Source organism: Nitrospina gracilis 3/211 (assembly GCF_000341545.2).
Taxonomy (GTDB): Bacteria; Nitrospinota; Nitrospinia; order Nitrospinales; family Nitrospinaceae; genus Nitrospina; species Nitrospina gracilis.
Genome location: NZ_HG422173.1, coordinates 2,300,376 through 2,322,374 on the forward strand (window position 1 = coordinate 2,300,376; position 21,999 = coordinate 2,322,374).

The 21,999-nt window shown below is 51.6% G+C and carries 21 protein-coding genes and 1 pseudogene; 6 read left to right on the forward strand and 16 right to left on the reverse strand.

What is annotated here, in order from left to right; genetic code table 11:
- The first annotated feature begins 32 nt into the window (after positions 1-32).
- Entirely contained in the window at positions 33-203 is a 171-nt protein-coding gene (locus TX82_RS16330) for a hypothetical protein (RefSeq protein ID WP_005010426.1), read from the forward strand.
- The gene (gene carB / locus TX82_RS10990) at positions 203-3,457 is read left to right on the forward strand and encodes a carbamoyl-phosphate synthase large subunit (protein WP_005010427.1); all 3,255 of its coding nucleotides are present in this window, start codon (positions 203-205) and stop codon (positions 3,455-3,457) included. Before TX82_RS16330 ends, carB begins: the two co-directional genes overlap by 1 nt.
- Here carB and TX82_RS10995 read toward each other — a convergent pair.
- Positions 3,451-4,542: a FlgT C-terminal domain-containing protein gene (locus TX82_RS10995; protein WP_005010428.1), complete on the reverse strand. Its 1,092-nt coding sequence runs from the start codon at positions 4,540-4,542 to the stop codon at positions 3,451-3,453. The genes carB and TX82_RS10995 overlap by 7 nt on opposite strands.
- Before the next feature lie 115 nt (positions 4,543-4,657).
- On the opposite strand from TX82_RS10995, the gene TX82_RS11000 reads away from it, so the two are divergent.
- The 3 genes from TX82_RS11000 (at position 4,658) to TX82_RS11010 (ending at position 6,913) form a co-directional block, all read left to right on the forward strand.
- On the forward strand, positions 4,658-5,413 hold the full coding sequence (locus tag TX82_RS11000; protein ID WP_005010430.1) for a formylglycine-generating enzyme family protein: 756 nt from the start codon (positions 4,658-4,660) through the stop codon (positions 5,411-5,413).
- Between the two features lie 67 nt (positions 5,414-5,480).
- The gene (nth, locus tag TX82_RS11005; protein ID WP_005010432.1) at positions 5,481-6,143 is read left to right on the forward strand and encodes an endonuclease III; all 663 of its coding nucleotides are present in this window, start codon (positions 5,481-5,483) and stop codon (positions 6,141-6,143) included.
- Positions 6,140-6,913: a M14 family metallopeptidase gene (locus tag TX82_RS11010; protein ID WP_005010434.1), complete on the forward strand. Its 774-nt coding sequence runs from the start codon at positions 6,140-6,142 to the stop codon at positions 6,911-6,913. Before nth ends, TX82_RS11010 begins: the two co-directional genes overlap by 4 nt.
- A 13-nt stretch (positions 6,914-6,926) precedes the next feature.
- On the opposite strand, the gene TX82_RS11015 is transcribed toward TX82_RS11010, so the two are convergent.
- From TX82_RS11015 to fliK, 3 genes are all read right to left on the reverse strand, one after another.
- Positions 6,927-9,101, reverse strand: a complete 2,175-nt coding sequence (locus tag TX82_RS11015) for a LysM peptidoglycan-binding domain-containing protein (protein WP_005010437.1) — start codon at positions 9,099-9,101, stop codon at positions 6,927-6,929.
- Between the two features lie 239 nt (positions 9,102-9,340).
- Positions 9,341-9,631, reverse strand: coding sequence for an EscU/YscU/HrcU family type III secretion system export apparatus switch protein (locus TX82_RS11020; protein ID WP_005010444.1), 291 nt, complete (start codon positions 9,629-9,631; stop codon positions 9,341-9,343).
- The gene (fliK, locus tag TX82_RS16335; protein WP_187291957.1) at positions 9,628-10,461 is read right to left on the reverse strand and encodes a flagellar hook-length control protein FliK; all 834 of its coding nucleotides are present in this window, start codon (positions 10,459-10,461) and stop codon (positions 9,628-9,630) included. Before fliK ends, TX82_RS11020 begins: the two co-directional genes overlap by 4 nt.
- A gap of 436 nt (positions 10,462-10,897) precedes the next feature.
- On the opposite strand from fliK, the gene TX82_RS16340 reads away from it, so the two are divergent.
- Entirely contained in the window at positions 10,898-11,227 is a 330-nt protein-coding gene (locus TX82_RS16340; RefSeq protein WP_042251106.1) for a hypothetical protein, read from the forward strand.
- On the opposite strand, the pseudogene TX82_RS17305 reads toward TX82_RS16340, so the two are convergent.
- The 12 genes and pseudogenes from TX82_RS17305 to TX82_RS11085 form a co-directional block, all read right to left on the reverse strand.
- A pseudogene (locus tag TX82_RS17305) lies at positions 11,191-11,400 on the reverse strand (hypothetical protein); the annotation flags it as partial. The gene TX82_RS16340 and the pseudogene TX82_RS17305 overlap by 37 nt on opposite strands.
- A 20-nt stretch (positions 11,401-11,420) precedes the next feature.
- A complete protein-coding gene (locus TX82_RS11035) occupies positions 11,421-11,765 on the reverse strand; it encodes a hypothetical protein (protein ID WP_005010448.1) in 345 nt (114 codons plus the stop codon).
- A gap of 75 nt (positions 11,766-11,840) precedes the next feature.
- Positions 11,841-12,482 (reverse strand): flagellar basal body-associated FliL family protein, encoded by a 642-nt coding sequence (locus TX82_RS11040; RefSeq protein ID WP_005010450.1) that lies wholly within the window; start codon positions 12,480-12,482, stop codon positions 11,841-11,843.
- Positions 12,483-12,485: 3 nt separating this feature from the next.
- Positions 12,486-13,094: a dephospho-CoA kinase gene (gene coaE, locus TX82_RS11045; protein WP_005010453.1), complete on the reverse strand. Its 609-nt coding sequence runs from the start codon at positions 13,092-13,094 to the stop codon at positions 12,486-12,488.
- Between the two features lie 25 nt (positions 13,095-13,119).
- The gene (locus TX82_RS11050) at positions 13,120-13,980 is read right to left on the reverse strand and encodes an aminotransferase class IV (protein WP_005010455.1); all 861 of its coding nucleotides are present in this window, start codon (positions 13,978-13,980) and stop codon (positions 13,120-13,122) included.
- A 26-nt stretch (positions 13,981-14,006) separates the two neighbouring features.
- On the reverse strand, positions 14,007-14,702 hold the full coding sequence (locus TX82_RS11055) for a CvpA family protein (protein ID WP_005010457.1): 696 nt from the start codon (positions 14,700-14,702) through the stop codon (positions 14,007-14,009).
- Positions 14,703-14,705: 3 nt separating this feature from the next.
- The gene (locus TX82_RS11060; protein WP_005010459.1) at positions 14,706-17,153 is read right to left on the reverse strand and encodes a lytic transglycosylase domain-containing protein; all 2,448 of its coding nucleotides are present in this window, start codon (positions 17,151-17,153) and stop codon (positions 14,706-14,708) included.
- Positions 17,154-17,346: 193 nt separating this feature from the next.
- A complete protein-coding gene (locus TX82_RS11065) occupies positions 17,347-17,856 on the reverse strand; it encodes an NUDIX hydrolase (RefSeq protein WP_005010461.1) in 510 nt (169 codons plus the stop codon).
- A gap of 45 nt (positions 17,857-17,901) precedes the next feature.
- Positions 17,902-19,113 (reverse strand): HPr family phosphocarrier protein, encoded by a 1,212-nt coding sequence (locus tag TX82_RS11070; protein WP_005010463.1) that lies wholly within the window; start codon positions 19,111-19,113, stop codon positions 17,902-17,904.
- A 158-nt stretch (positions 19,114-19,271) separates the two neighbouring features.
- Entirely contained in the window at positions 19,272-19,814 is a 543-nt protein-coding gene (locus tag TX82_RS11075) for an HNH endonuclease (protein ID WP_005010467.1), read from the reverse strand.
- Positions 19,815-19,942: 128 nt separating this feature from the next.
- Positions 19,943-21,361, reverse strand: a complete 1,419-nt coding sequence (locus tag TX82_RS11080) for an FAD-binding oxidoreductase (RefSeq protein WP_005010469.1) — start codon at positions 21,359-21,361, stop codon at positions 19,943-19,945.
- 39 nt (positions 21,362-21,400) lie between these two features.
- Positions 21,401-21,994, reverse strand: a complete 594-nt coding sequence (locus TX82_RS11085) for a VOC family protein (protein ID WP_005010472.1) — start codon at positions 21,992-21,994, stop codon at positions 21,401-21,403.
- Between the last annotated feature and the right edge of the window lie 5 nt (positions 21,995-21,999).

Sequence of the window (21,999 nt, forward strand, 5' to 3'; positions counted from 1 at the left end):
AGATTGAAAGCCTCAATGCGGAAAAACTCCAGTTGGAAATTCGATTTTACGAACTTCAGAACAGGATGGATGAATTGGAAACAAATAAAATCCGCATTGGTCACCGTGCCCGGCGGCTTTCACTCATGAAACAACTTGCCTACATGAGCCTCAAGTGGGAGCGCTACCACAACGTGGACGTGAGGGATATTTACCGCGACTGATGCCAAAACGAACCGACCTGAAACGAATCATGATCATCGGGGCCGGGCCCATCATCATCGGGCAGGCCTGCGAATTCGACTATTCCGGCACTCAGGCCTGCAAGGCGCTCAAAGAAGAAGGCTACGAGGTCATCCTGCTCAACAGCAATCCGGCCACCATCATGACCGACCGCGAATTCGCACATCGGACTTATATCGAGCCGGTGACACCGGACGTGGTCGAGCGGATCATTGCCAGAGAACGCCCCGACGCCCTGCTTCCCACCATGGGAGGGCAGACGGGACTCAACACCGCACTCGCGGCGGCCGAACGTGGGGTCCTCGACCGGTACGAAGTGGAGATGATCGGCGCCAACGTGCAGACCATCAACAAGGCCGAGGACCGCAGTCTGTTCAAGCAGGCGATGGAAAAGATCGGTTTGCAATCCGCACCCAGTGGCTTTGCCACCTCCATACTAGAGGCGTGGGACATCGTGCAAGGCACCGGGTTTCCCGCCATCATCCGTCCCTCGTTCACACTGGGCGGCTCCGGCGGCGGCGTGGCAGAGACCGAGGCGGAGTTCGAAACTTTGGTGAAACGCGGATTGTATGCCAGCCCCACGCACACCGTGCTGATTGAAAAATCCCTCATCGGCTGGAAGGAATATGAACTCGAGGTCATGCGGGATATCCGCGACAACGTGGTGATCGTCTGTTCCATCGAAAACTTCGACCCGATGGGGATTCATACCGGGGACAGCATCACCGTCGCTCCGGCACAAACCTTGACAGACAAGGAATACCAGATCATGCGCAATGCCGCCATCGACATCATCCGTGAGATCGGAGTCGAAACCGGCGGTTCCAACATCCAGTTCTCCATCGACCCCAAGACCGGCGAAATGATCGTGATCGAGATGAATCCTCGCGTGTCGCGCAGTTCCGCGCTGGCCTCGAAAGCCACAGGCTTTCCCATAGCCAAAATCGCGGCGAAACTGGCGGTTGGTTACACCCTGGATGAAATTCAGAATGACATCACCCGGGAAACCCCGGCTTCCTTTGAACCGACTCTCGACTACTGCGTGGTGAAGGTCCCCCGCTTCACGTTTGAGAAATTTTTCAAAACCCCTCCCCTGCTCACCACACAGATGAAATCGGTAGGCGAAGCCATGTCGATCGGCCGCACCTTCAAAGAAGCCCTGCAGAAAGCTTTGCGTTCTCTGGAAATCGGGATTTGTGGACTTGAGGAAAACTTCGAATCAAAGCAGGAGGTCCAGCACCAGCCCATCGAGGACCACGAGGAATTGAAAAAAATGCTGGCCCTGCCGCACTGGGACCGGCTGTGGCATGTGGCGGCGGCGCTTCGCCGGGGTCTTTCCATCGATGAAATTTACGGGTTGACCGGAATCGATCCCTGGTTCCTCCACAACATGAACGAAATCATCGAATTCGAGAAATCCCTGCAACGCTTTAATGACTGTGATGCTCTGGACGAGTCGACCTTGCGACAGGCAAAGCAATACGGGTTCTCCGACCTGTATCTGGCAAGGCTGTTGAGATGCAAAGAAGCCGATATCTCAGCACGACGTGCTGAATTCAACCTCTTCCCCGTATACAAACGCGTCGATACCTGCGGTGCCGAATTCGAAGCACACACCCCCTACCTCTATTCTACCTATGAGGAGGAATGCGAGGCCGCTCCAACCGACCGGAAAAAAATCATGATTCTCGGGGGTGGACCCAATCGCATCGGTCAGGGCATCGAATTCGATTACTGTTGTGTGCATGCCGCTTTCGCGCTGAAAGAAGATGGATACGAGACGATCATGGTCAATTGCAATCCGGAGACCGTGAGCACTGATTACGACACTTCCGACCGCCTGTACTTTGAACCGCTGACACTTGAAGACGTCATGCATATCGTTCGGGTGGAGAAGCCCGACGGCGTCATCGTGCAGTTCGGCGGGCAGACCCCATTGAAACTGGCCGTGTCCTTGTGGGAGGCGGGGGTTCCCATCATCGGCACCAGTCCGGATAACATCGACCGTGCGGAAGACCGCGAGCGCTTCAAGGCCGTTCTCGACAAACTGGGCCTCAAGCAACCGAATAACGGCACCGCAACCTCGTTTGCTGAGGCAAAAAAGATTGCTGACGACATCGGCTACCCGGTGGTGGTGCGGCCGTCGTATGTGCTGGGAGGAAGGGCCATGGAAATAGTGTACACGCAGGAATCTCTGGACCGCTACATGAAGCACGCCGTCAAAGCTTCCCCTGAGCACCCCATCCTCATCGACGATTTTCTCGAAAATGCTACCGAGGTGGATGTCGATGCCATCTCCGACGGGACGGATGTGGTCATCGGTGGAGTCATGGAACACATCGAGGAAGCTGGGATCCATTCCGGCGACAGCGCCTGCTCCCTGCCGCCGTTCTCCATCCAGGCAGAGGTCATCGACGAGATCAAGACCCAGACCAGGGCGCTCGCACGTGAGTTGCAGGTGATCGGGCTTCTCAACATCCAGTTCGCCATCAAGGACAAGGATATTTTTGTTCTGGAAGTGAACCCGCGCGCGTCCCGCACTGTACCGTTTGTCAGCAAGGCCATCGGCATTCCCCTGGCCAAGCTCGCCGCCCGGGTGATGGCGGGAAAGTCGCTCAAGGATCTCAACTTTACTCAGGAAGCGGTGGTACCGCATATCGCGGTGAAGGAATCGGTATTTCCCTTCATTAAATTTCAGGAAGTGGATGTCCTGCTGGGACCCGAAATGAAATCGACGGGGGAAGTGATGGGTCTCGATACGAGTTTCGGCAAGGCGTTTGCCAAGTCCCAGATTGCTACAGGGACGCCCCTTCCTCTCAAAGGAACGGTTTTCGTCAGTGTCAAGGATGCCGACAAGCCTGCGACGGTGGAAGTGGTCAAACGACTGGCCGAACAGGGCTATCGCCTGCTGGCCACGAAGGGCACCGCGAAGTATTTGCAGGACCGTGGATTCGAGGTGACGGCCATTAGCAAAGTGAAAGAAGGGTCACCGCATATTGTGGATGCGATTCAGGACGGAGAGGTTGATTTTGTGATCAACACCACCTTTGGGGAACAGGAAGTGAAGGATTCCTTCTCCCTGCGCCGGGCCTCGCTGGCCAAAAACCTGCCTTACTTCACCACCCTTTCCGGAGCGTACGCCCTGGTCGGGGCGTTGAAAGCGATCCGCGAATCTTCTTTGGATGTGTGTTCGTTGCAGGAATACTGGCAGAACCAGAAACAGTGGAGTCAATAAGCCAGGGTCCAATGAACAATATCCAGCAGATTGAACTGCGTCACCTTATTGGGAAAATGTGGGACCTCCCGAACCGGGGACTCAAACGGCGCTTTTTCCCTATCAGCAGCCTTTTGTAATTCCCTTTCCTTTCGAGTCACGGCCTTCACTCTTTTTTTCTTTTTCCAGTAAGGGAAAGGATTCAATTTCGCAGCCCGCACAATGTGACCCTGGACGAAATTTTCTCCCGCCCGTACGACACCCACGGCAAAACCGGGTTGCACGTCCGCGATGCGGATGGCTCCGACCTTATGGTACCAATAACCCAAATCTTCCTCATTCAACGGGTCTCTGTATTCCGAGGAGACCCGAAATACCTGGAACGTGTCACCCACCTCCACACCGTTGTGTCTGCCTATGTTCATAAACACCCGTTGCTCGCTTTCCTTTTCACTCAGGGCAACGATTTGACCCTCCAGCATTTGGTTATTTGCGAAGGTGAGAACCCGCTCCAGAATCTGGTTTGTGGTGTGGTCCAAAACCTGTCCCATAGCCGTGCGGTAAAAATCCCCTTGTAATGGATCAAGGGATGCAGGGGTTTCTCCCATCGCGAGATCCCCATTCAAGGAACGGTATACGTAATCATGGCTCCAGAACGACTTTCCGGTGAATCCGTTTATCAATTCCACCTTCAGTTGGGCAAGAGCCCTCAGTTTCTTTCCGACAACCGGTTTCTCGGGCTTTTCAAATGAAAGACGGGGTCGGGGGGGCGGCCTCTTCCCCGGCTTGAACCGCAGTAAGCGTGCACGCAAAATAAGTTGAGACGTTCCTTTAAGAAACTTTTCATTGGCGTTGACGCCGGGATTGAGGCCATGACCTTTTCCAGATCCCGGAGAAACGACCATCAAACGGGATTTTTCGATCTTCTTGATCAGGATATCGGTAATCAGGGACCCCGGATCAAATTCCCCGGTCCACCCGGATTCATTTTTCACAGGCACAACGGTAATTTTCTTGAGATAATACGCCTCCGCCTCGGTCAGAAAGGCGAGGCTCATTGCCAGGAAGGCAAATACAGTTTGGAAAACTGGTTTGGGAAACTGCATCACAGCTCCTGTTTCCGGGGTTGCATCGGCTCCGGTTCTACAATCCCCTGGATGACAGTAAATTCAGAAATTTCCATGGCTTGACAACTTTCGAACCCAAAGTAAAATACACCGCATGAAAAAGCTCTTTATCCTTATCGTTCTGTTTTCCACTTTCTTTATATTCGCGACCCCCGTTCTTGCCGAAAACCCGCCGGAAGGCATGGTGAAAATCCCCACCGGGTGTTTCATGATGGGAACCAATAACGTGTATGAGTACGAAGTGGGACGCAAAAACGGTCGCGAGCGGCCTGTTCACCAGGTTTGCATTGATTCATTTTACCTCGACAGGCATGAGGCCGCGCAGAAGGAATATGTCGAAGTCATGGGTAAAAATCCATCTTATTTCCCCGGCGACAACCTGCCTGTCGAGCACGTCAAATTCAAAGAAGCGCAGGAATACTGTTCCCTGAGGGGGAAACGCCTGCCCACTGAGGCGGAATGGGAGTATGCCGCCCGAGCCGGTGGTGTGGACGATTACCCCTGGGGCCCGGAGATAGACGGCGATTATGTCTGGTACGACCTCAATTCGGTGCGCAAACCGCATCCCGTCGGCACCCGGAAGGCGAATGCCTTTGGTGTTCACGACATGCTGGGAAGTGTGTGGGAATGGGTGAGTGACTGGTATTCCGACCATTATTACGAGGTCAGCCCGCGGGACAATCCACAGGGTCCTCAGGAACGCCAGAGCTGGCACGTGATTCGTGGGGGCTCCTGGGTGGACGATCCTGAAAATATCCGTGTTACGGTCCGTTACCGGGGGGATTCGGACGGCACCTATCATTTTCTTGTGGGTGTTCGCTGTGCCCGGGACCTCACACCCTCGCCCTGACCTTCCGTAAAGCTGGGAGATTTTTTGGGGGGAAGGGACCCTAAACCTTTCTTATTTCTTTTGGACCTTGGACCGCAAAACCGCAGATACCTTGTTCCTCAAGTTGAGCCGTCGGTTTCCCAAAGCCAAGTCGGAACTGGAATATGAAACGCGCTTCCAATTGCTGGTGGCGGTTATCCTGAGCGCCCAGGCAACGGACGTCTCCGTCAACGCCGCAACCGCCACCCTGTTCCCTCAATATCCCACTCCCTCCGCCATGCTTAAAGCCGGTGAGAAGGGTCTGCTCAAACACATCCGCCGTATCGGCCTGGCTCCGACCAAGGCGAAAAATATCCTTAAGACCTGTAAGATTCTTCTGGAAAAATTCGACGGTGAAGTACCCGAAAACCGGGAAGCCCTGGAAAGCCTGCCAGGTGTGGGCCGCAAAACGGCAAACGTGGTGTTGAACGAAGGTTTCGGTCATCCCACCATTGCCGTCGACACGCATGTGTTCCGCCTTTCCAACCGGACCGGCCTTGCTCCCAGCAAAAATACGGTGGAAGCGGAAACCAGGCTTTTGGAAATTGTTCCAAAAAAGTGGAAACCGAATGCCCATCGTTACCTCATCATGCAGGGACGATACGTGTGCAAGGCAAAAAACTACAACTGTTCCCATTGCGTCATTGTCCAGGAATGCGAGTTTTCAGATAAACGTTTTTTGGCTGAAGAAACTGTTAAATTAAATAAATGAATTTCAATACGTCAAACTCTTATCAACAAGTGGTGGACCGGGTGCGGGCAGCAGCGCCCGCCCATTCGATCATCGACACACTTGGCAACCTGGAGGTCGGAAACGCCTCCTATCCCCTATTGAAAATCACTTTTGGTACCCGAGGCGGTAAAACGGTTTTAATCTCAGCCGGAATTCATGGGGACGAGCCCGCAGGCGTGGAAGCAGTCTGCACATTTCTTGAAAGCAGACTTTACGAACCCTATCTGGGCGAGTGGGAATTTCACGTCATACCGTGTATCAATCCAACCGGCTTTGAAGCAGGTACCCGGGAAAATCATGCGGGAGAAGACCTGAACCGGGCCTTTCAATGGGAGCATCCCCCCTTGGAGGTGGCGTGTGTGAAGTCCGTATTCGCCAACGGGCCGTTTGACCTTGATCTCGAGCTTCATGAAGACGTCGATAGCGTCGGATACTACCTGTACCAGAAAGATCAGGATAATTTTGTGTCCGACCTGGGACGGAAGATTCTGGACGCCGTGGAACTCGTGATGCCTCTGGACGAGAACGAGGAAATTGAGGAGTCGCCCGCTGACCGGGGTCTGCTTGCGCGGCTAAAGGGACCGGAGGAAATGGATTTTTGGCCTATGGCCATTTACGCTTACGTCCAGGGATGCCGCCATATGTTCACCATGGAGACATCGGGGCGGTTTCCCTTGAAACAGCGAATAGAAGCGCACCTCACGGGCATAGAGGTGGCTTTAAGGGAGTTTTCCCGCGTTTCCCGGTAAAAACGGTCACGAATCACGCCTTGATTTCGGCGATGAGAGGAATTTTGATGTTCTCGCCAATGTGGAGGGAATTGAGGTCTTTCCCCGGGTTGTAATAACCCAGAAGCCAAAGCGGAATCACATATTCATTGTTGCAAAGTTCCCACAAGGTGTCGCCCTTTTTCAATTTTCGCACCAAAACCTTTTCGACCTTGTAAGTGGTATAGAAATCTTCCTGGATTGCCTTGTGGTACTCCTGACGCTTGGTTTCAAATTCTTCCGGTGTCACCCGGCGGAAAGGAACCTTGATGGTCTGATTGATATGAATCCGACTTCTCCATCGAAGGTTGTTGAGCCGTCGAAGCTCTCGAATCGAGATGCGGGCCCAGTCTGCAAAATGGCTTAAAGTTTCATCGAAGTCCACCTTGGCGATACCAATGGGGTATTCCCCTTCCATCCGGGGGATGAAACGCATCGGGCGAAATGCCGGCCGGTCCGTATTGAATTCCTGAACCCCCGTGCTGGCCAGAACCGTATCGCCCTCTTCCTTTTGATTTTTCGTGGAAACCTCCGGCTTCACTGCGACCTGCTTAACCGTCACCTCCAGTTTTTCTTTCTTGGCCGCTTCCGTCTTTTTCGCCACCAGCTTGGCCTCGATCATGTTCGGATCTTTGGGCACTTTCACCCTCTGGCCCACGCGCAGGGCATGTGGGTTGGTGAGGTTGTTGATCTTGGCCAAAACGCCTACATGAACGCCGTGTTTTTTCGCAATACGAGTCAGAGTGTCGCGCCGTTTAACCCGGTACAGAAACGTATCGCCTACCTGAAAGTCATATTGGTTCCAGTCGGTTTTGATTTCGGTGACTTTTACCTTTTCATCGCTCCAGCCCGGAATTTCCAGAACCTGTCCCCGATAAATCCGGTTGCGGTGACCAATGACGTTCAGTTCCTTAAGTTTGGAAACCGTTGTGCCCAGACGGTTGGCAATACTGATGAGAGTGTCCCCCCATTGGACTTTATACCAGCGGGACCGCATCTGTTTATTGTGTTTCAACGCTTCCGGGATGTCTTCATACAGTCCGGCAAGGTTTGGGTACCGGTCTGCAGGAGCCTTCAATACATAATGCTTGGGGACATGCTTTTTACCCGTGATCACCGGACGGCGCAGGGCCGGGTTGTAAAACGCGATCTCCTCGCGGTCCATACCCAGGTATTTTTCCAGGGTGGAAATATTCACGTAGTCCCGGAGTTGGACCGTACTGTAGCGAATTGGTTTTTCTCTGACATGGTTGGGAAAATACAGGTTGGGATTGCTGCTCACTTCCAGGGCTGCCAGGAATTCAGCGAAGAAATTACGGGAAGCAAATCCAAAGGTACGGCTTTTGTAGCTCCGCACAATTTTTACAATGTCGTCGCCGTGTCTAGCCTTGGCACGGGTCATTCCGCGCAATCCGTGGTTGTAGGCGGTGATGGCTAAAGGCCAGCTTCCGATCGATTCGTAATTGTATTTGAGCAGTTTCGCTGCGGCATAAGCGGCAAGGATGGGATCTTTACGCTCGTCAACCTCGTAATTGATGCTCATGAACCGGCGCCCCGTACTTCGCGTGAACTGCCACACACCCGCAGCGCCGGCACTGGAGTATGCGTGAACCTGGAAAGAAGATTCCACATGCGGCAAAGCCGACAACTGAACCGGGACCCCCACTTCCTTGAAGATTCTTTTGATCTCCGGCATGTAACGTCCAGCCCGGCGGATGCCGTCTTCAAAACGGTCGGCCTGTCCCAGCTGGTCGCGAATGCGACGCGCAGCCTGGTAGAAGTCCTTTTTCACCAGGCGTGCCACACGATCTTCTTCGTAACTCAGGTTGTTGAAATTATTAAGCCGGGCCAGTTTGTGAAGGATGGTTTTGTACTTGTTGATGGCCTTTCGGACTTCCCTCCGGCGATAGCGGTTGGATTTATTGTCTCCCAATTCAACCACATGGTAGATGATGCTCAGGTCTTCATCGTCGTGAATGACAACTTGGCGGGTGGTGTACTTGCTGTAAATGGCCTTCCAGAAACTGACCTGTGTTTCCAACCCCACCGGAACAGTGAAGTTGAATTCCTTCTGCTCGTGGAACTCACCTGGAAATGTCGCCCAAACAGGTGAGGCAGCCAGACTGAACAGACACAGCACGCACGCAATCAGGAGTTGTTTCAATCGCACGGAACCGAACCTTTCCCCTCAAAAAAAGTCCGAAGAATCGAGTATGGAGTCGTTGCCGGAAAGAAAGTGAATCGCCCCTCCCGGATTTTTCACGAACGCGTAGGCCAGATCAGCCTAAATGATTGTTTTTTAAAGATAACAAAAAGGTGACGGGGGGTCAAGCGCGTTTACAAGGAAATACAAGGGTTTCTGGGTCCAGTTCCTTTCACCGAATCGATGAAATCAGGCGATGGCACGAATCATTTGGAGGGAGGCTGGTACTCCTGGTTCATTTTGTAAATAAATGCCAGCAACTCCGCAACGACCTGATAAATGGCCGGTGGGATTTCCTGGTTCAGGTTAACCTGGGAAAGGACCTGCACGAGGTCGGGGTCTTCTTTTATGGGGATGTTGTGTTCCCGAGCAAGGTCTATAATTCGTTCTGCTATAAGGCCTTGCCCTTTTGCGGTGACCACCGGGGCCGTGTTCCGGGCACCATCGTAGCGAAGCGAAACAGCGCTTTTGGGCTTTTTGGGGGATTCGTCGTTCATGTCTCAATATCCACCAGCCGGGTGGGTTCCTGAATCACCCACTGGGTCAAATGATCTGGCAGGTCCCGATCCACCTGTTCCTTCAAAATCGTGGAAACGCGGATAGCAAATCCCAGTTCCTGCATGCGGGTTTTCAGGTCCAGGAGATGGTTTTCCAGGAAGGTCTTCACAACCGGGTTTTCCGTTTCGATGGAAACCGACAGTCCTTCGGGCCGCATACTGGTATCCACCCTCAAAGGGCCAAGCGCGGTCATGTCTAAAAAGAACACCATGTTGAATGATTTGTTTTCCGGATCGGAGCTTTGCGAATCCCCTTCCCAGTCTCGCCGTACATAGATTTTTAGTTGTGACCCACCTTCAAACAACGATTGCGGCAACGGCAACAACTGGGGAATCTGCTCCTGCTTTGCAAACTGGTTCGACAGCTGGTGAAACTCAATGTTCTGCACAGAACGGTGAACCGCCTGGAGAACATCCTGCAACTGCCGCAAGGGAGTACCGGTTTTTTGCGTGGCCTCCTCCAGCCGGGTCGCCAGTTCCATCAATTGACCTTTCAAGTCCAACTGGAGGCGTTGAAAGCGGTCGTTTCCTCCTTCCTGCAAAAGCAGGTTCCGCACTTTGGTTTCATAATGGATCCCTGACCGATCCACCATCTCCTGCATGCGCGGGGCCTCCAGTTTATTTTCAGACGAGGGTGAAAGCAGGCGCAGGGTATCCCGTAGTTTGCCCAGAAGTTCCGGGTCGATTTTCGATTCCCTCAACAGGACTGGGTGATCGACAGCCTGCTTGAGAGTCGAGACCATCTCGTCGATCGGTTGCTGTGTCGTCATGAGAGGCTTTAACAGAGACGGGGTAACTGGGCGGATCACCTGGTCGGCGGGGCGGGCCTCCAGCACATATCCGCTTTGAACCTTCCGGGGCGCTACCACCACTGGGTCACCGGGCCGGAATAAATAAGGACTCGGAAGTTTGATTGCCATCTCCTCCCTACCCTGGGTTTGGACAACCAAGGTCCCCGCATCCTGAGGACGGACCGTGTGCAATACCGTCCGGCCCCGGGGATCTATTTGCAACCGGTTGAGGTCTTGCCGGGAAAAAACAGGTTCCACAGACGCCCTTTTTTCTCCGTGCGGTGACAAACGTGTAACTGAAGCTGAGGCGTTGCCCTGCTGCCCGGATCGATTTGCTTTGGCAGTTGACGTGGTTTCCACTTTAACGGGTTGGATAGAATCGGGATGAGGGCTGTTTGTCCCGGGAGTCCGGGAAATGGAAGCGCCGGAACCGGACTTACCTGATGTCCCCGCACCTTCCAGCCCGGTTCGGTTGAAAACACCGGTTTTGGTTTCTTTTGATTCAAGGGCAGTGGGACTCGAAGATCCCGACTGCCCCTCGCGCATTGCCCGTTTGGATAAAGTTGTTGTCACATCCGAAGTGGCCCCGGCCTTTTGGGTTGAGGGAGTCCTCGACCTTGAGGTGGTGGGTCCGAAATCGATTAATTTCAAAACCGGCTCAGGGCTGATTTGTTCCACCTTCGCAGTGAGCAACTGGCCCGGCTTCAGGTTTTGGGCCGATCCCAATAAAACCGGCTTTCCCTGAAACTGGACAATGGCGCGTCCACCCTGCAGAACCTGCATCACCTTTCCCTGAAGGGTGTCGCCGGGACTGAACATGCTTGCGAAGGCTTCCAGCTTGATTGTATTGAATTTTAATGAAACATTTTTAGGGGAAAGAATACGGACCAGATTGGGCTGGGAATTGCTGGAAACCATTTCAGGGAAGTATCCCTTTTTCAGGCCACCACGTCGAGATGGACTCCTTGCGTTTTTTCTGCCATACCTGCAGACGGGGCGGCGGTGGATGATGAGGCCGGCTCTTTCGTATCGGCGGGTTCCTTCCTTTTCTTGATACGCACGCGGCGGCGGCGATTCCCCCTCTCATCGGGGTTGGCCGGATCGGTGGGGTTGGAGTTTTCAGGGTCCTGCACTTCCAACCGCTTGGCTTCGTTCTGACGTGCCTGCTCTTCTTCCGCCAGTTGGTCCAGTGCCAGATGAAGGGCTTGTTGAACCTGAACCTTCTCCACCACGGAACTCATTTGCAGAACATGCTGGGTGTTTGCTGGAAACGTGATAGGCATATCCTAAACCTTTTAAACAAAGCCTTTTACTTATTCAATATACCCCGTGAGGGGAAATTGTCAAGTGGGGGCCCTTCAGGAAGCAGTGACAACAAACTCAGTGAAGAGCACGTCTGTGATCACCCCTGACCCACGAACCAGAAACGAGTTGGACATGGCCAGAATTTCCTGCTTTAACCGGGTTTTAATCGGCTTTTTGGGATTCTGGAAGTCTTTCAAGGTTTTGCGGGACAATTGCCGGTAAATTCCGGAGCGCAGGTTGGGAAGCGCCTTTTCGAGTTCCTGGTCGAGTTTGTTATTGCTGAGCAGAAGGCTGACCTGGACCTTTAGAAACTGACCGGTTTCTGTCCCATTCTTGGCCGTGATGGGAAGGAAAAATGGTTTTAATGCATACACATTTGGCTTTTCAAATGGCAGGGTCTCCTCTTCCCGAGCCTGCTGGGTGAAATCGGTTTCCACCACCGGGGTGGTGAACATCAAAAACAGGTAATAGGCGATGCCGGACACCAGCACTGCGCCCAGGGAAACGGCCGTATATTTAAGAGCCTGTTCACGGTAAATCTGCAGCCAAAGGATCGCCTTTCGGAAGGGAGTCGCCTTTCTTAACTCATCCTCCTGCCTTTTCTCTTCCTCCGCTAACAGGCGTTCGATATCATCGGTATCTTCCAACCCGATACTTGGATCCCGATCCTTTTGATCTTTGCCTTCTTGGGCCATGTCTTATTTGTTGAGAGCCTTCAAGTCCTCGAATACTCTGCGAACATTCTGTTTAAGGAGCTGAAGGTCTCCATCGTTCCGAATGATAAAATCCGCATACGCCAGTTTGTCTTCCACCTTCATCTGGTTTTCAATGCGGCGTTCGATTTCCTCCCGCCTCAAAAATCCTTTTTTAAGAGAATTCTCCAGTTGGGTTTGGCGGTCACCCGCGACCACAATAACCTTATCTACTTTACGGTAATTTCCAGATTCAATTAAGAGTGCGGCATCAATAAAAACCAGGGCCTCAGGATCGTTCCGGACGATTCCGGCAAACCGCCGTTCCTCCTCCTCGAACACCCGGGGGTGCAGAATGGATTCCAAAACCTGCTTTTCTGCGGGGTCGCGAAACACCACATCCCCCAATCTGGCGCGGTTCAGCGTGCGGTCGGAATTGAGGATGGAATCCCCAAAATGTCCTACAATCTCGCGCCACGCGGGCTCATCCGGACGTACCAGCTCACGGCACAACAGGTCGGCATCGATTACGTATCCGCCAAGTTCCTGCAACATCCCGGCGACGGTGGTTTTGCCGGAGCCGATCCCGCCTGTCAATCCGATTAGAAGTGCCACTCCACCCCCTTGATTTTCACACCCATCATTCCAGAACCCGCTTGAGAAAATCCTCGTACAAACGCATCAATTTTTTGGTTGTGGGCCCGGGTTTGCCATTACCGACAGGTCGGCTGTTAAGGAGGGTTACCGGCATGATTTTTTTCACCGTGCCCGTGATGAAAGCCTCTTCCGCCTGTTCCAGGGCCTCTGGAGGCCATTCGCCTTCTTCTACAAGGAACCCATTTTCACGAGCCAGCCTCAGGATTTTTTCACGGGTGATGCCTTCAAGTATGCCGCAATCCAGGGACGGAGTGAAAATACGACCATCTTTAACGAAAAAAATGTTACTGGTGGTGCATTCCGTCAAGTAACCGGAGGAGTTGAGCATCAACGCATCGGCCGCTCCGGTTCTGTTTGCTTCCATTTTGGCCAGCACGTTGTTCAGGTAGTTGCCGGTTTTCAATTCAGGGTTCAAAGATTCTTTCAGGTTGCGCTTCACGCTCACCAACGCGAGGTGAATTCCTTTGTCGTAATTTTCCTGAGGATAAATCACCGCCTCCTTGGCAAGGATGATTACGTTCGGCGACGTGCAGGAGGTAGGGTCGAGGTCAAGTTCTCCCACCCCACGAGTAACAATAATGCGAACATAGGACTCGGTATTTCCCGCCGATTTCAAGGTGCGGTGGATTTCCTCGCCAAACTTTGTGTCACTGTAAGGTATAACCAGATTCAGTGCCGCGGCCGACTGCCGGAGACGGCGTAAATGTTCAGCCAGAAAAACGACCTGTCCATCGATTGTAGAAACCACTTCGTAGACACTATCGCCAAACAAAAAACCATGGTCGAGTACTGAAATAAAAGCATCGTTGTCAATGGTTCCATTCAGATTAATTTTGATGGTCATGGGCAGGTCCGTAGGGAATTTGCAAATTACTTTTCGTCATCACTCATTTTATCAAGAATTTCATTTAACTTTTCCTTGTCTTCCTTCGTGAAGACTTCCTGAATCTTATCCTTCATCTCAGCGGCCTCATTGAATTTTTCCTTGCCATTCTCGAGAGTTTCCTCAATTCCGTCTTTCAGTTCCCGGACTTCGCCCACAGTCTCGCGCATGGTGCTTTTAAGATCCGTCTCGTTTAACTTTTCAATATACTCTTTGGGGACATCCACGTTTTCCTCGAACACCTCCACAAGCTCTTCCAGCTTGGGATGTAAAGAGGAATCGTCTGTAATGCTCCGGTAGGTATCAGGGAGGTATTGCAAGGGGAACAAGACCACAACGATGATAAAAACTCCCTTCACGGCACCTATAACGCCACCCCATACGCGGTCCATGCGCGAGATGGATTCTGATTTCTCAATGTACTTTTTAAGCAGTTTTCCCAAAAAATAAACTGCGAAATACACTCCCGTGAATAACAGGAAGAACGCAAGAACGTGCGCAAGAGTGGGACTGTCGAGAGTATTCAGTAAAGTTTCCGCCATCTCACCCTGAAAATTCAACGCCACTACATAGCCTAAAAACAGGCCGGCAAAAGTAAACAGCTCCCGCACCATTCCACGATAGGCGGAATAAGCTGCACTGATTAAAACAATTGTGAGAACGACGATATCAAAAAATGTCATTGTTCAATTATCCGATGTTGCCGGACTCATCCGGATGGCCAGAATCTGTTCCCAACTGGTGAAGTTTTTCTTTTCATACAGGTTTTTGTAAATCACAAAATTCCTGAGAACTTTTTTCACATAATTACGGGTTTCATTGAAGGGAATACTTTCGATGAATTCGATATCACCAAGGGATGAACGGATTTCCCTCCATTTCTTCACCCTGTTCGGACCGGCATTGTATGCTGCCAGCGCATAGACAGGGTTGTCACCAAACATTTCCAGAAGGTGGTTCAAGTATTTCACCCCGAGTTTGATATTCAAGGAAGGGTTTTTCAAATCTTCCGATTCCGGTGTAGGCTCACCCAATGAATGGGCCACCCGCTTGGCCGTTTGCGGAATCAACTGCATCAAACCCATGGCGTTGGCGGACGAGTGGGCGTTTGGATTGAAAGCGCTTTCCTGACGCATCAAAGCCAGTACCAGATAAGGGTCCAGACGGTAAGGCTCTGCTTCCAGCCTGGCCTTCTCCATGAACGCTTCAGGGAAAAGGGTTTCAATCAACCTTGAGGGAAGAGAATCGTGGTTGTTGCGTAGAGACAGGGCCCAGGATAATGCAATGGTTTTCTCGTACCCACCTGCCTTTAGAAACAATTCTATTAAATGGTGAAGAAACGCATTGGACTCGCTTCCATGCGTCACCTGCGCCAACTCATTCAGGCCTTTCTCCAGAAAACCAATGGAGATCAGCTTTTCAGCGCGTTTGAGCCGTTTACGCCCCATTTCGCCCAAGCCTGGCTGCCGCGCCTGGCTTTCCGGCGACGGGAGTTCCTCTTTAACAAAACTCAAGGCATCCATATTCAATTCCACCCTCGCCAGCATGGCGTAAAAATTCAGGGGGTGCAGTTCCACCAGTTTTCGTAAAGTGATTTTACTTTTATCTGTCTTATTGAGGGCTGACTGTGTTTGCGCGAGCCAGTAATAAGAGGCGGCCACAAAATTATATGCACTCAAGAGGTTCGATTCGTATTCGGGTGCTCGCGGATTGAACCTGTCAAGAAATGCCTGGAATTCCTGCTCCGCCTGCTCCAGCTTTCCCTGAAGACGATGAACCCATGGAATTTTGAATTCCGCGGATTGCACGTAATCGCCGTAATCGTATTTTTGCAGCAATTGCTGGTAAAATTTGAGCGCCTGATCGTTGTTGCCAAGGTCCTCATGAATACGACCCAGAAAGTATAAAGCCATATGACTGGACTCCACTTCCGTCGGGTGCTCTTCAAGAATAACCGAATACACGCGGGCGGCCTGGGTAGAATACTGATTTTTCCAGAGAAGGAACGCCAGCCGGCGCAACTCCATCGGTGGATAGAGGTGAAGAATCCGATCGATGGTTTCCTCCCATTCGTTTCCTTTCTGGATGAAGTCGAACACCATCTGATTGGTTTTTGATATCACCCCACGCGCTTCAAAAAGGCCTGGATACTCCGACAAGATGCGGAAAGCAGTATCGAATATGGCGGGAAAATCATTTTGCTTCACAGCCGCGTAAAAATCCTGGACGTGAGGGTGCTGGTAACCATTGTTTGGAGATTTGCGAGCAGTCTGTTTGGACTCCGAACCAGACCGGCTCTCCGTCCTGTTCAACCGGAGGTCCAATGCCTGGACAGGAAGTTTGCGGTTGATCATGTCTTGACGGCGGGTATCTAAAAACGCGCGAGCCGAGCTTTCCACTTGTGGGTCGTCGTATGAATCCAGTAGAAACGTATAGATATCCAAAGCCTCTTCAAGGTTGTGTTCCGAATCGTAAGTTTTCGCCAGTGCCAGATGCACCACCATCTGATGTGCTTCATTGCCAACAAACTCCCTCATGAGCGCTTTCCGGTAAAACTGCCATGCCATGTGGAATTGTTTCGTTTCAAAATAAAGATCACCCAGTTGTTTTTCAATTTCCGCCATCAGGCGTGGCAGGTCGACTTGATATGGGCTTGAGGGATAAGCTCTGTGGAGATCCAGGTAAATCCTCAGAGATTCTTCCAGGTTCTGGATCGCCGCTGGATAGTCTCCGGCTGTGCTTGCTTTTTTGGCCAGTTCGATTCGTGCCTGCGATTCAAACACCATTCTTAAATCCTGCAAAATGAAGTTGCCGCGAATTTTGTTTTCCAAATAATTCAGGGCTTCTTCCTCATCTCTTTTGATTAAATGCAAATAACCAAGAGCCAGGAAAAGCAGGTTTTTTTCCTCCAGAGTTTTGAGTCGTCCCTCTTCTTCTTTAAACTGTTTAATCAGTGGCTCGATTTCCTTGCTTTCCAGGCTCTCAATATTGGGAATGCGTCCTGAAAATAAGAAATGGATGGAGAACGGTTTTGCGCTTTTGAAAATATCCAACTGGCGAGCGGACGCAATCTCGGGCTCTTGCCATAAACCCAAAAGGAAGCAAATCAAAATGAGGAAAACTGAGGATTTCATAGGGTGTGGTTCATGAGATGCGCATTCATTTCATGGAGCCGGAAAGGCATTTTGGAAGGCCACCATGGGCCGACTGACTGAAGAAACTCAAAATGCTTCGAAGGACCATCCAACGAACCCAATTGGGTCCCGCAGTTTCCCATTATCCGCAGAATTCCATTTGAACTCAAGTAAATTCAATAGCTTAGGAAAACTAACGGATTCCCGTTTCCAGGTATTTGCGAAAAAGAAGCTTGAAACTGGAGGTGAAGGCAGGACGCCCCGTTTGAAGGGCTTGCTGGATTTCCCGGATGGACCAGTAACGCCCCTCCTCGATCTCATGTGGATTGATGCGGATGCGCTGGCGGGTGATGCAGGTGTAACATTCGACATGCTCCCAAAAGGTTTCGGCGCAGGCTTGAATGCGTAAAAACGGTTTGAGGTTTTCGCGGATTCCCAACTCTTCGTCCAATTCCCGGTGTGCGGTTACCCGGTAATCATCGCCGGCACTCACGTGTCCGGCGGCTGAGGTATCCCAGTACCCCGGATTTTCGTCCTTACTCATGGCGCGCTTTTGAAGAAAGAGTTCGCCTTTTTCATTGAAGACCAATATATGGACCGAGCGGTGCAACAGTCCCCTGGCATGCACTTCCCGCCGAGTGGCCTTTCCGATCACCCTGTCTTCGGAATCCACCACATCGAATATTTCAGAACCATCATCCATAACAAAATTCATTTCGCAGGAGTGAAGTTGAGAACGGAAAGTCCATCAGTGCATGGATTTTTGCAAATCCCGAAGGTAGCTCAAAGAATCGGGAATGCTTTCTTCTTCGCAATAATTGTGTTCGGAGAGAATTCGGATGTCGTCCAACGCACGCTGGTCGCCTTCAAATACCACAGAGCGATACCTCTTATCGGCGATGGCACCGCCCGCCTGCAACAGGCTCATCACGGATTTGGCGTTGAATTTTTGCCCGTCGACGATCAAAAACACATCGGAGTCGTGCTTTCGAACAATAAGGGAGATATAGGTGGATGGCCGGGCGTGGAAACCGAGGGGTTCCGGAATCGACAACTCATAACGTACCGTTTTCACAAAGCTCTTGAGAATTTCCCGGCTCAATTTATGGCCTTCATGAATGTAATACAGGCACCGTTCAAATACAAAGTTAACGATGTGTCCCAGGAGTTCCGTTTTGTCCACCAGACTGGAAATGGTCCGCTTGCACTCACTGTGACGGATTTCGTCTTCGTGACGCTCAAAAAAATGACACAGCCAAACGGTGACTTCCAGAAGGTGCAGGGGCATGGAAATGTAGCCACGGAAATCTTTCAAATTTTTATGCCGTTGTTCCATGGAGGTATTTTTGATGTACGTATCGAATTCCGATTGAATGCTGTGCACCAGATTCATCAGGTAGCGGGCTTTTTTTTCATCCAGAACGTCCGGGACGATCATCCGCAGTTTTTGAGGGTCGTGTGTCGGTTGAAAACCCATATCCGCAATGAGCTGATTCACGTTTCCCACTTTTTCGAACAGATCAATCACACGCTCCTCGTCCTCTTTCACCAGATCGTCCACGACATTCTTGGGCAACTGCTTGGTGACTTCAATTTCCTGAAATTCGTCGGGATCGATGGCCTGGTCCGCTATTTTGAGGCCGTTGGCGGTCGCGGCTCGAATGGCTTCTTCGTACAGGTTGAGAATGGAACGGTTGAGGAAATTCAGGAAGTTCCGCCCTCTGGAAAAAAGCAGTTCCTGTTCCTCATCGCAGTCGCGAAGCCGGTAATAAGGATACCGGTCAAGCAGGTGCTTGGTGTAAAACCCGGAGATGACAAGGTTCCGTATGCTCGCAATGTATTCGGTGAAGGCGGACCAGGTTCGGTTTTCCCGCGCACCGTATTCATCCAGAAAGCTTTCGAGAAAATCGGACTGCTGGATGAGGTTGGAATAACATTTGCGCGTGGGTTCCCGTTTCATTCACCAGCACGCGGTATGCATTGAAGTTACGGAAAAACGACGCACTGGCATCCTGTACCAGAGGCAGAAACTCTTCTTCAGTGATGATTTGGTTGAGGGATTTCGGTTCCAAATTTCAGGTCATCCAGAGCCGCACGGCATAATTAACATGAGCGCGCTCAATTGTAGGCGGGGCCCCGTGCCACATTCTTGGGAAGATATTTCTTCCAGCTTTCGATGTGAGAGGGGGGCCCTTCCGGAATGATAAAGGAATGGAAACTGAACTCGGGGCGTATGGGTTTCTTGATCAGTTTCATGTTGGCTTCGGAGGCCGTACGGTTGCCTTTCTTTAAATTACAGGGCTTGCATGCCACCACCACATTCGTCCATGAGGTTTTGCCCCCACGGGATTTGGGCAGAATGTGATCTACCGTCAGCAGATGCTCCCGTTCACCGCAATATTGACAGGTATAGTTGTCGCGGCGGAGGATGTTTTTCTTACTGAATGCGACCTGTTTGCGCCGGTTGCGTTTGACAACCTTCAGCACCCGAATCACCGTGGGTAGGGGCAACGAAAGCGATGGCGAGCGAATGACGTACCCATCGCTTTCAATTTCCTCGGCGCGACCGCTCAACACCATCAGGAGTCCCCGCTTCGCACAGCAGAACTGCAGAGGCTCATAAGTGTAGTTGAGCACAAGGATTTTCAGAGAGTCGAGCATAGCAAACCTTTACCAGTTAAAAGGATACAGGTCTCCACTCAAGCAAACATTTGAAAAATTGTACTCTTATAGCTCGTTCCCCGTCAACCCGATTCAGGGAAACCTGGTAGCTCCCGGCAGTTTCGCCTTTATAAAAGGTTACCCCGACCGAGAAGGTTCCTGATGTCGAGCCGATTCTTGAGGGTGCGCAACTGATCCAGGGTTTCTTTGCCAACCATTTGATGGTAGTAGGCTTTTTTCAACTTGCCCACACCGTGCTCGGCGGAAACGGTACCTCCCCATTCCAGGATTTGGTCCACAATTCTTCCATACAACGCCCTGGCCTGGTCGATTTGATATTTATCAGGAAGCAGGTTGATATGCAGATGGTTGTCGCCGATGTGTCCAAACATGGCGTAATCGATTTCACTTTCTTCCAACTCAACCCGGTAAAAACGCATCATTTCAAGAAAGTGGTCGTCGTCCACAGCCATGTCCGTCCCCATTTTCACCCGGCCCATCCGGCTGTTTTCTTCGTTCAGGATAAGCGGGACCTGATGGCGGAAATCATGAAACCGGGCAATGTCCTTGGGCCCCTGAGCAAACCATGAATCTTCCAAAAGGACGTCTTGCGATTCCAGGAATTCGTACCAGGCCTCCAGCGAACTTTCAAATTCTTCCTCGTTCGTCACATCCTGTTCAAAAAAAAGGGCGGCTTCGGCCTTGTCCGGAACATTTTGAAATTTTTTCTTGAGCCGGATCAGCGAGGGGCGGTCGAAGTATTCCAGCGAACAGGGATCGATGACCTCGGAAGATTCTTTCCGGATAGCCTCGACCAGGTTCCAGCACTTTTCTTCGCTGTCCATGAAAAGGATTCCGCTCAAAAATTCGAAGGGTGCTTTTCGGAGCTTCAACCGAACGCCTGTTATCAGGCAAAGGGTGCCATCCGAACCGACAAACAAATCGATCCAGTCCATGCCGGGCCTATAGAAATATCCGGCGGCGTTTTTGATTTGCGGGCTTCGGTATTCCACCGCGGGAAGTTCAAGCTGTGTGCCGTCATCCAGTTCCAGTGGCCGGTCGATGGTTTGCCCGCGTCTCAGGTGGGCGGAACGTCCGTCTGCAAGGAGGATATCCAGTTCCTGGACGTAATCGCGCGTAACGCCGAATTTGTAACTGCGGGATCCGGATGCATTGGTGGCGAGGGTCCCGCCAATGGAAGCGAGGGTTTCTGTCGGGTTTGGAGGGTAAAACCAGCCGGAACCTTTCAAATGCACGTTCAGATCTTCCAGCGTCACAGCCGGTTCAACAAAAATAGTTCCCTCATCCACGTCTCCGATTTTTTTAAACCGTTCCATGGAAACAATAATTCCCTCAACCGGTACCCGGGAAGCAGTGAGGCCCGTTCCCGCACCGGAAACGGTTACAGGCTGGGTGTTTTCCTTGAGAAAAGCCTTCAATTCCTCAACCGTTTCGGGGATCACCACTTCAGAGGCAGCCCCCGGAGGACAGTTGGAGGCGTCTTTCAAATAAGGCGCAATGGCCTCGGGGTTCGTTTTTCGTCGCATGATTTCAAAAAGGTATTTGTAGAAACCGTGAAGATGTGGTCAGCGGCGGGTGGATTCCATCAGGCTGTCAGCCTGTGGCGGTAAAAACCCTGCGTAACCGTTATGCCGTTCAATCAGTTCGAGCACGGAGTAAACTTTGCCATTGCGGGTTTCCGGTTCCGTAAACACCTGGCGCAGATCCGATGAGGGGCCACCCACGATGTCCCCCGCCATTCGAAATCCGTCGCGCTCCAGAGAGGAAATGGCCGACTCGATGTTCTCCACAAGAACTGCGATGTGATGAAAGCATTCATCCCCGTGGTCGTTGACCCAATGAGGAATCAGGCTCTCCTTTCCACGGTCATCATCATAGGCCTGATCTATGAAAAAGGCCGGATAACCGGGTTTCCGGTATACCTTGGCCCACCAGCTGTCAAATTCCAGGAGCCCGATTCCCTTGTCTTCCCGGTAACCGAGTTCCAGGAACTGGCGGGAACGCCTCTCAACATTGTGGGTGCGTATGGTCACATGATCCAGAACCGGCATCAGGCCAATACCACAGTCATTGAGTTTTCCAGCGAGATACCTTCCCGCACGATTGCCTTCTAAAAACCGCTTGAGGTAATCATCTAGAATTTGATCCAAAACAGACATAGAAA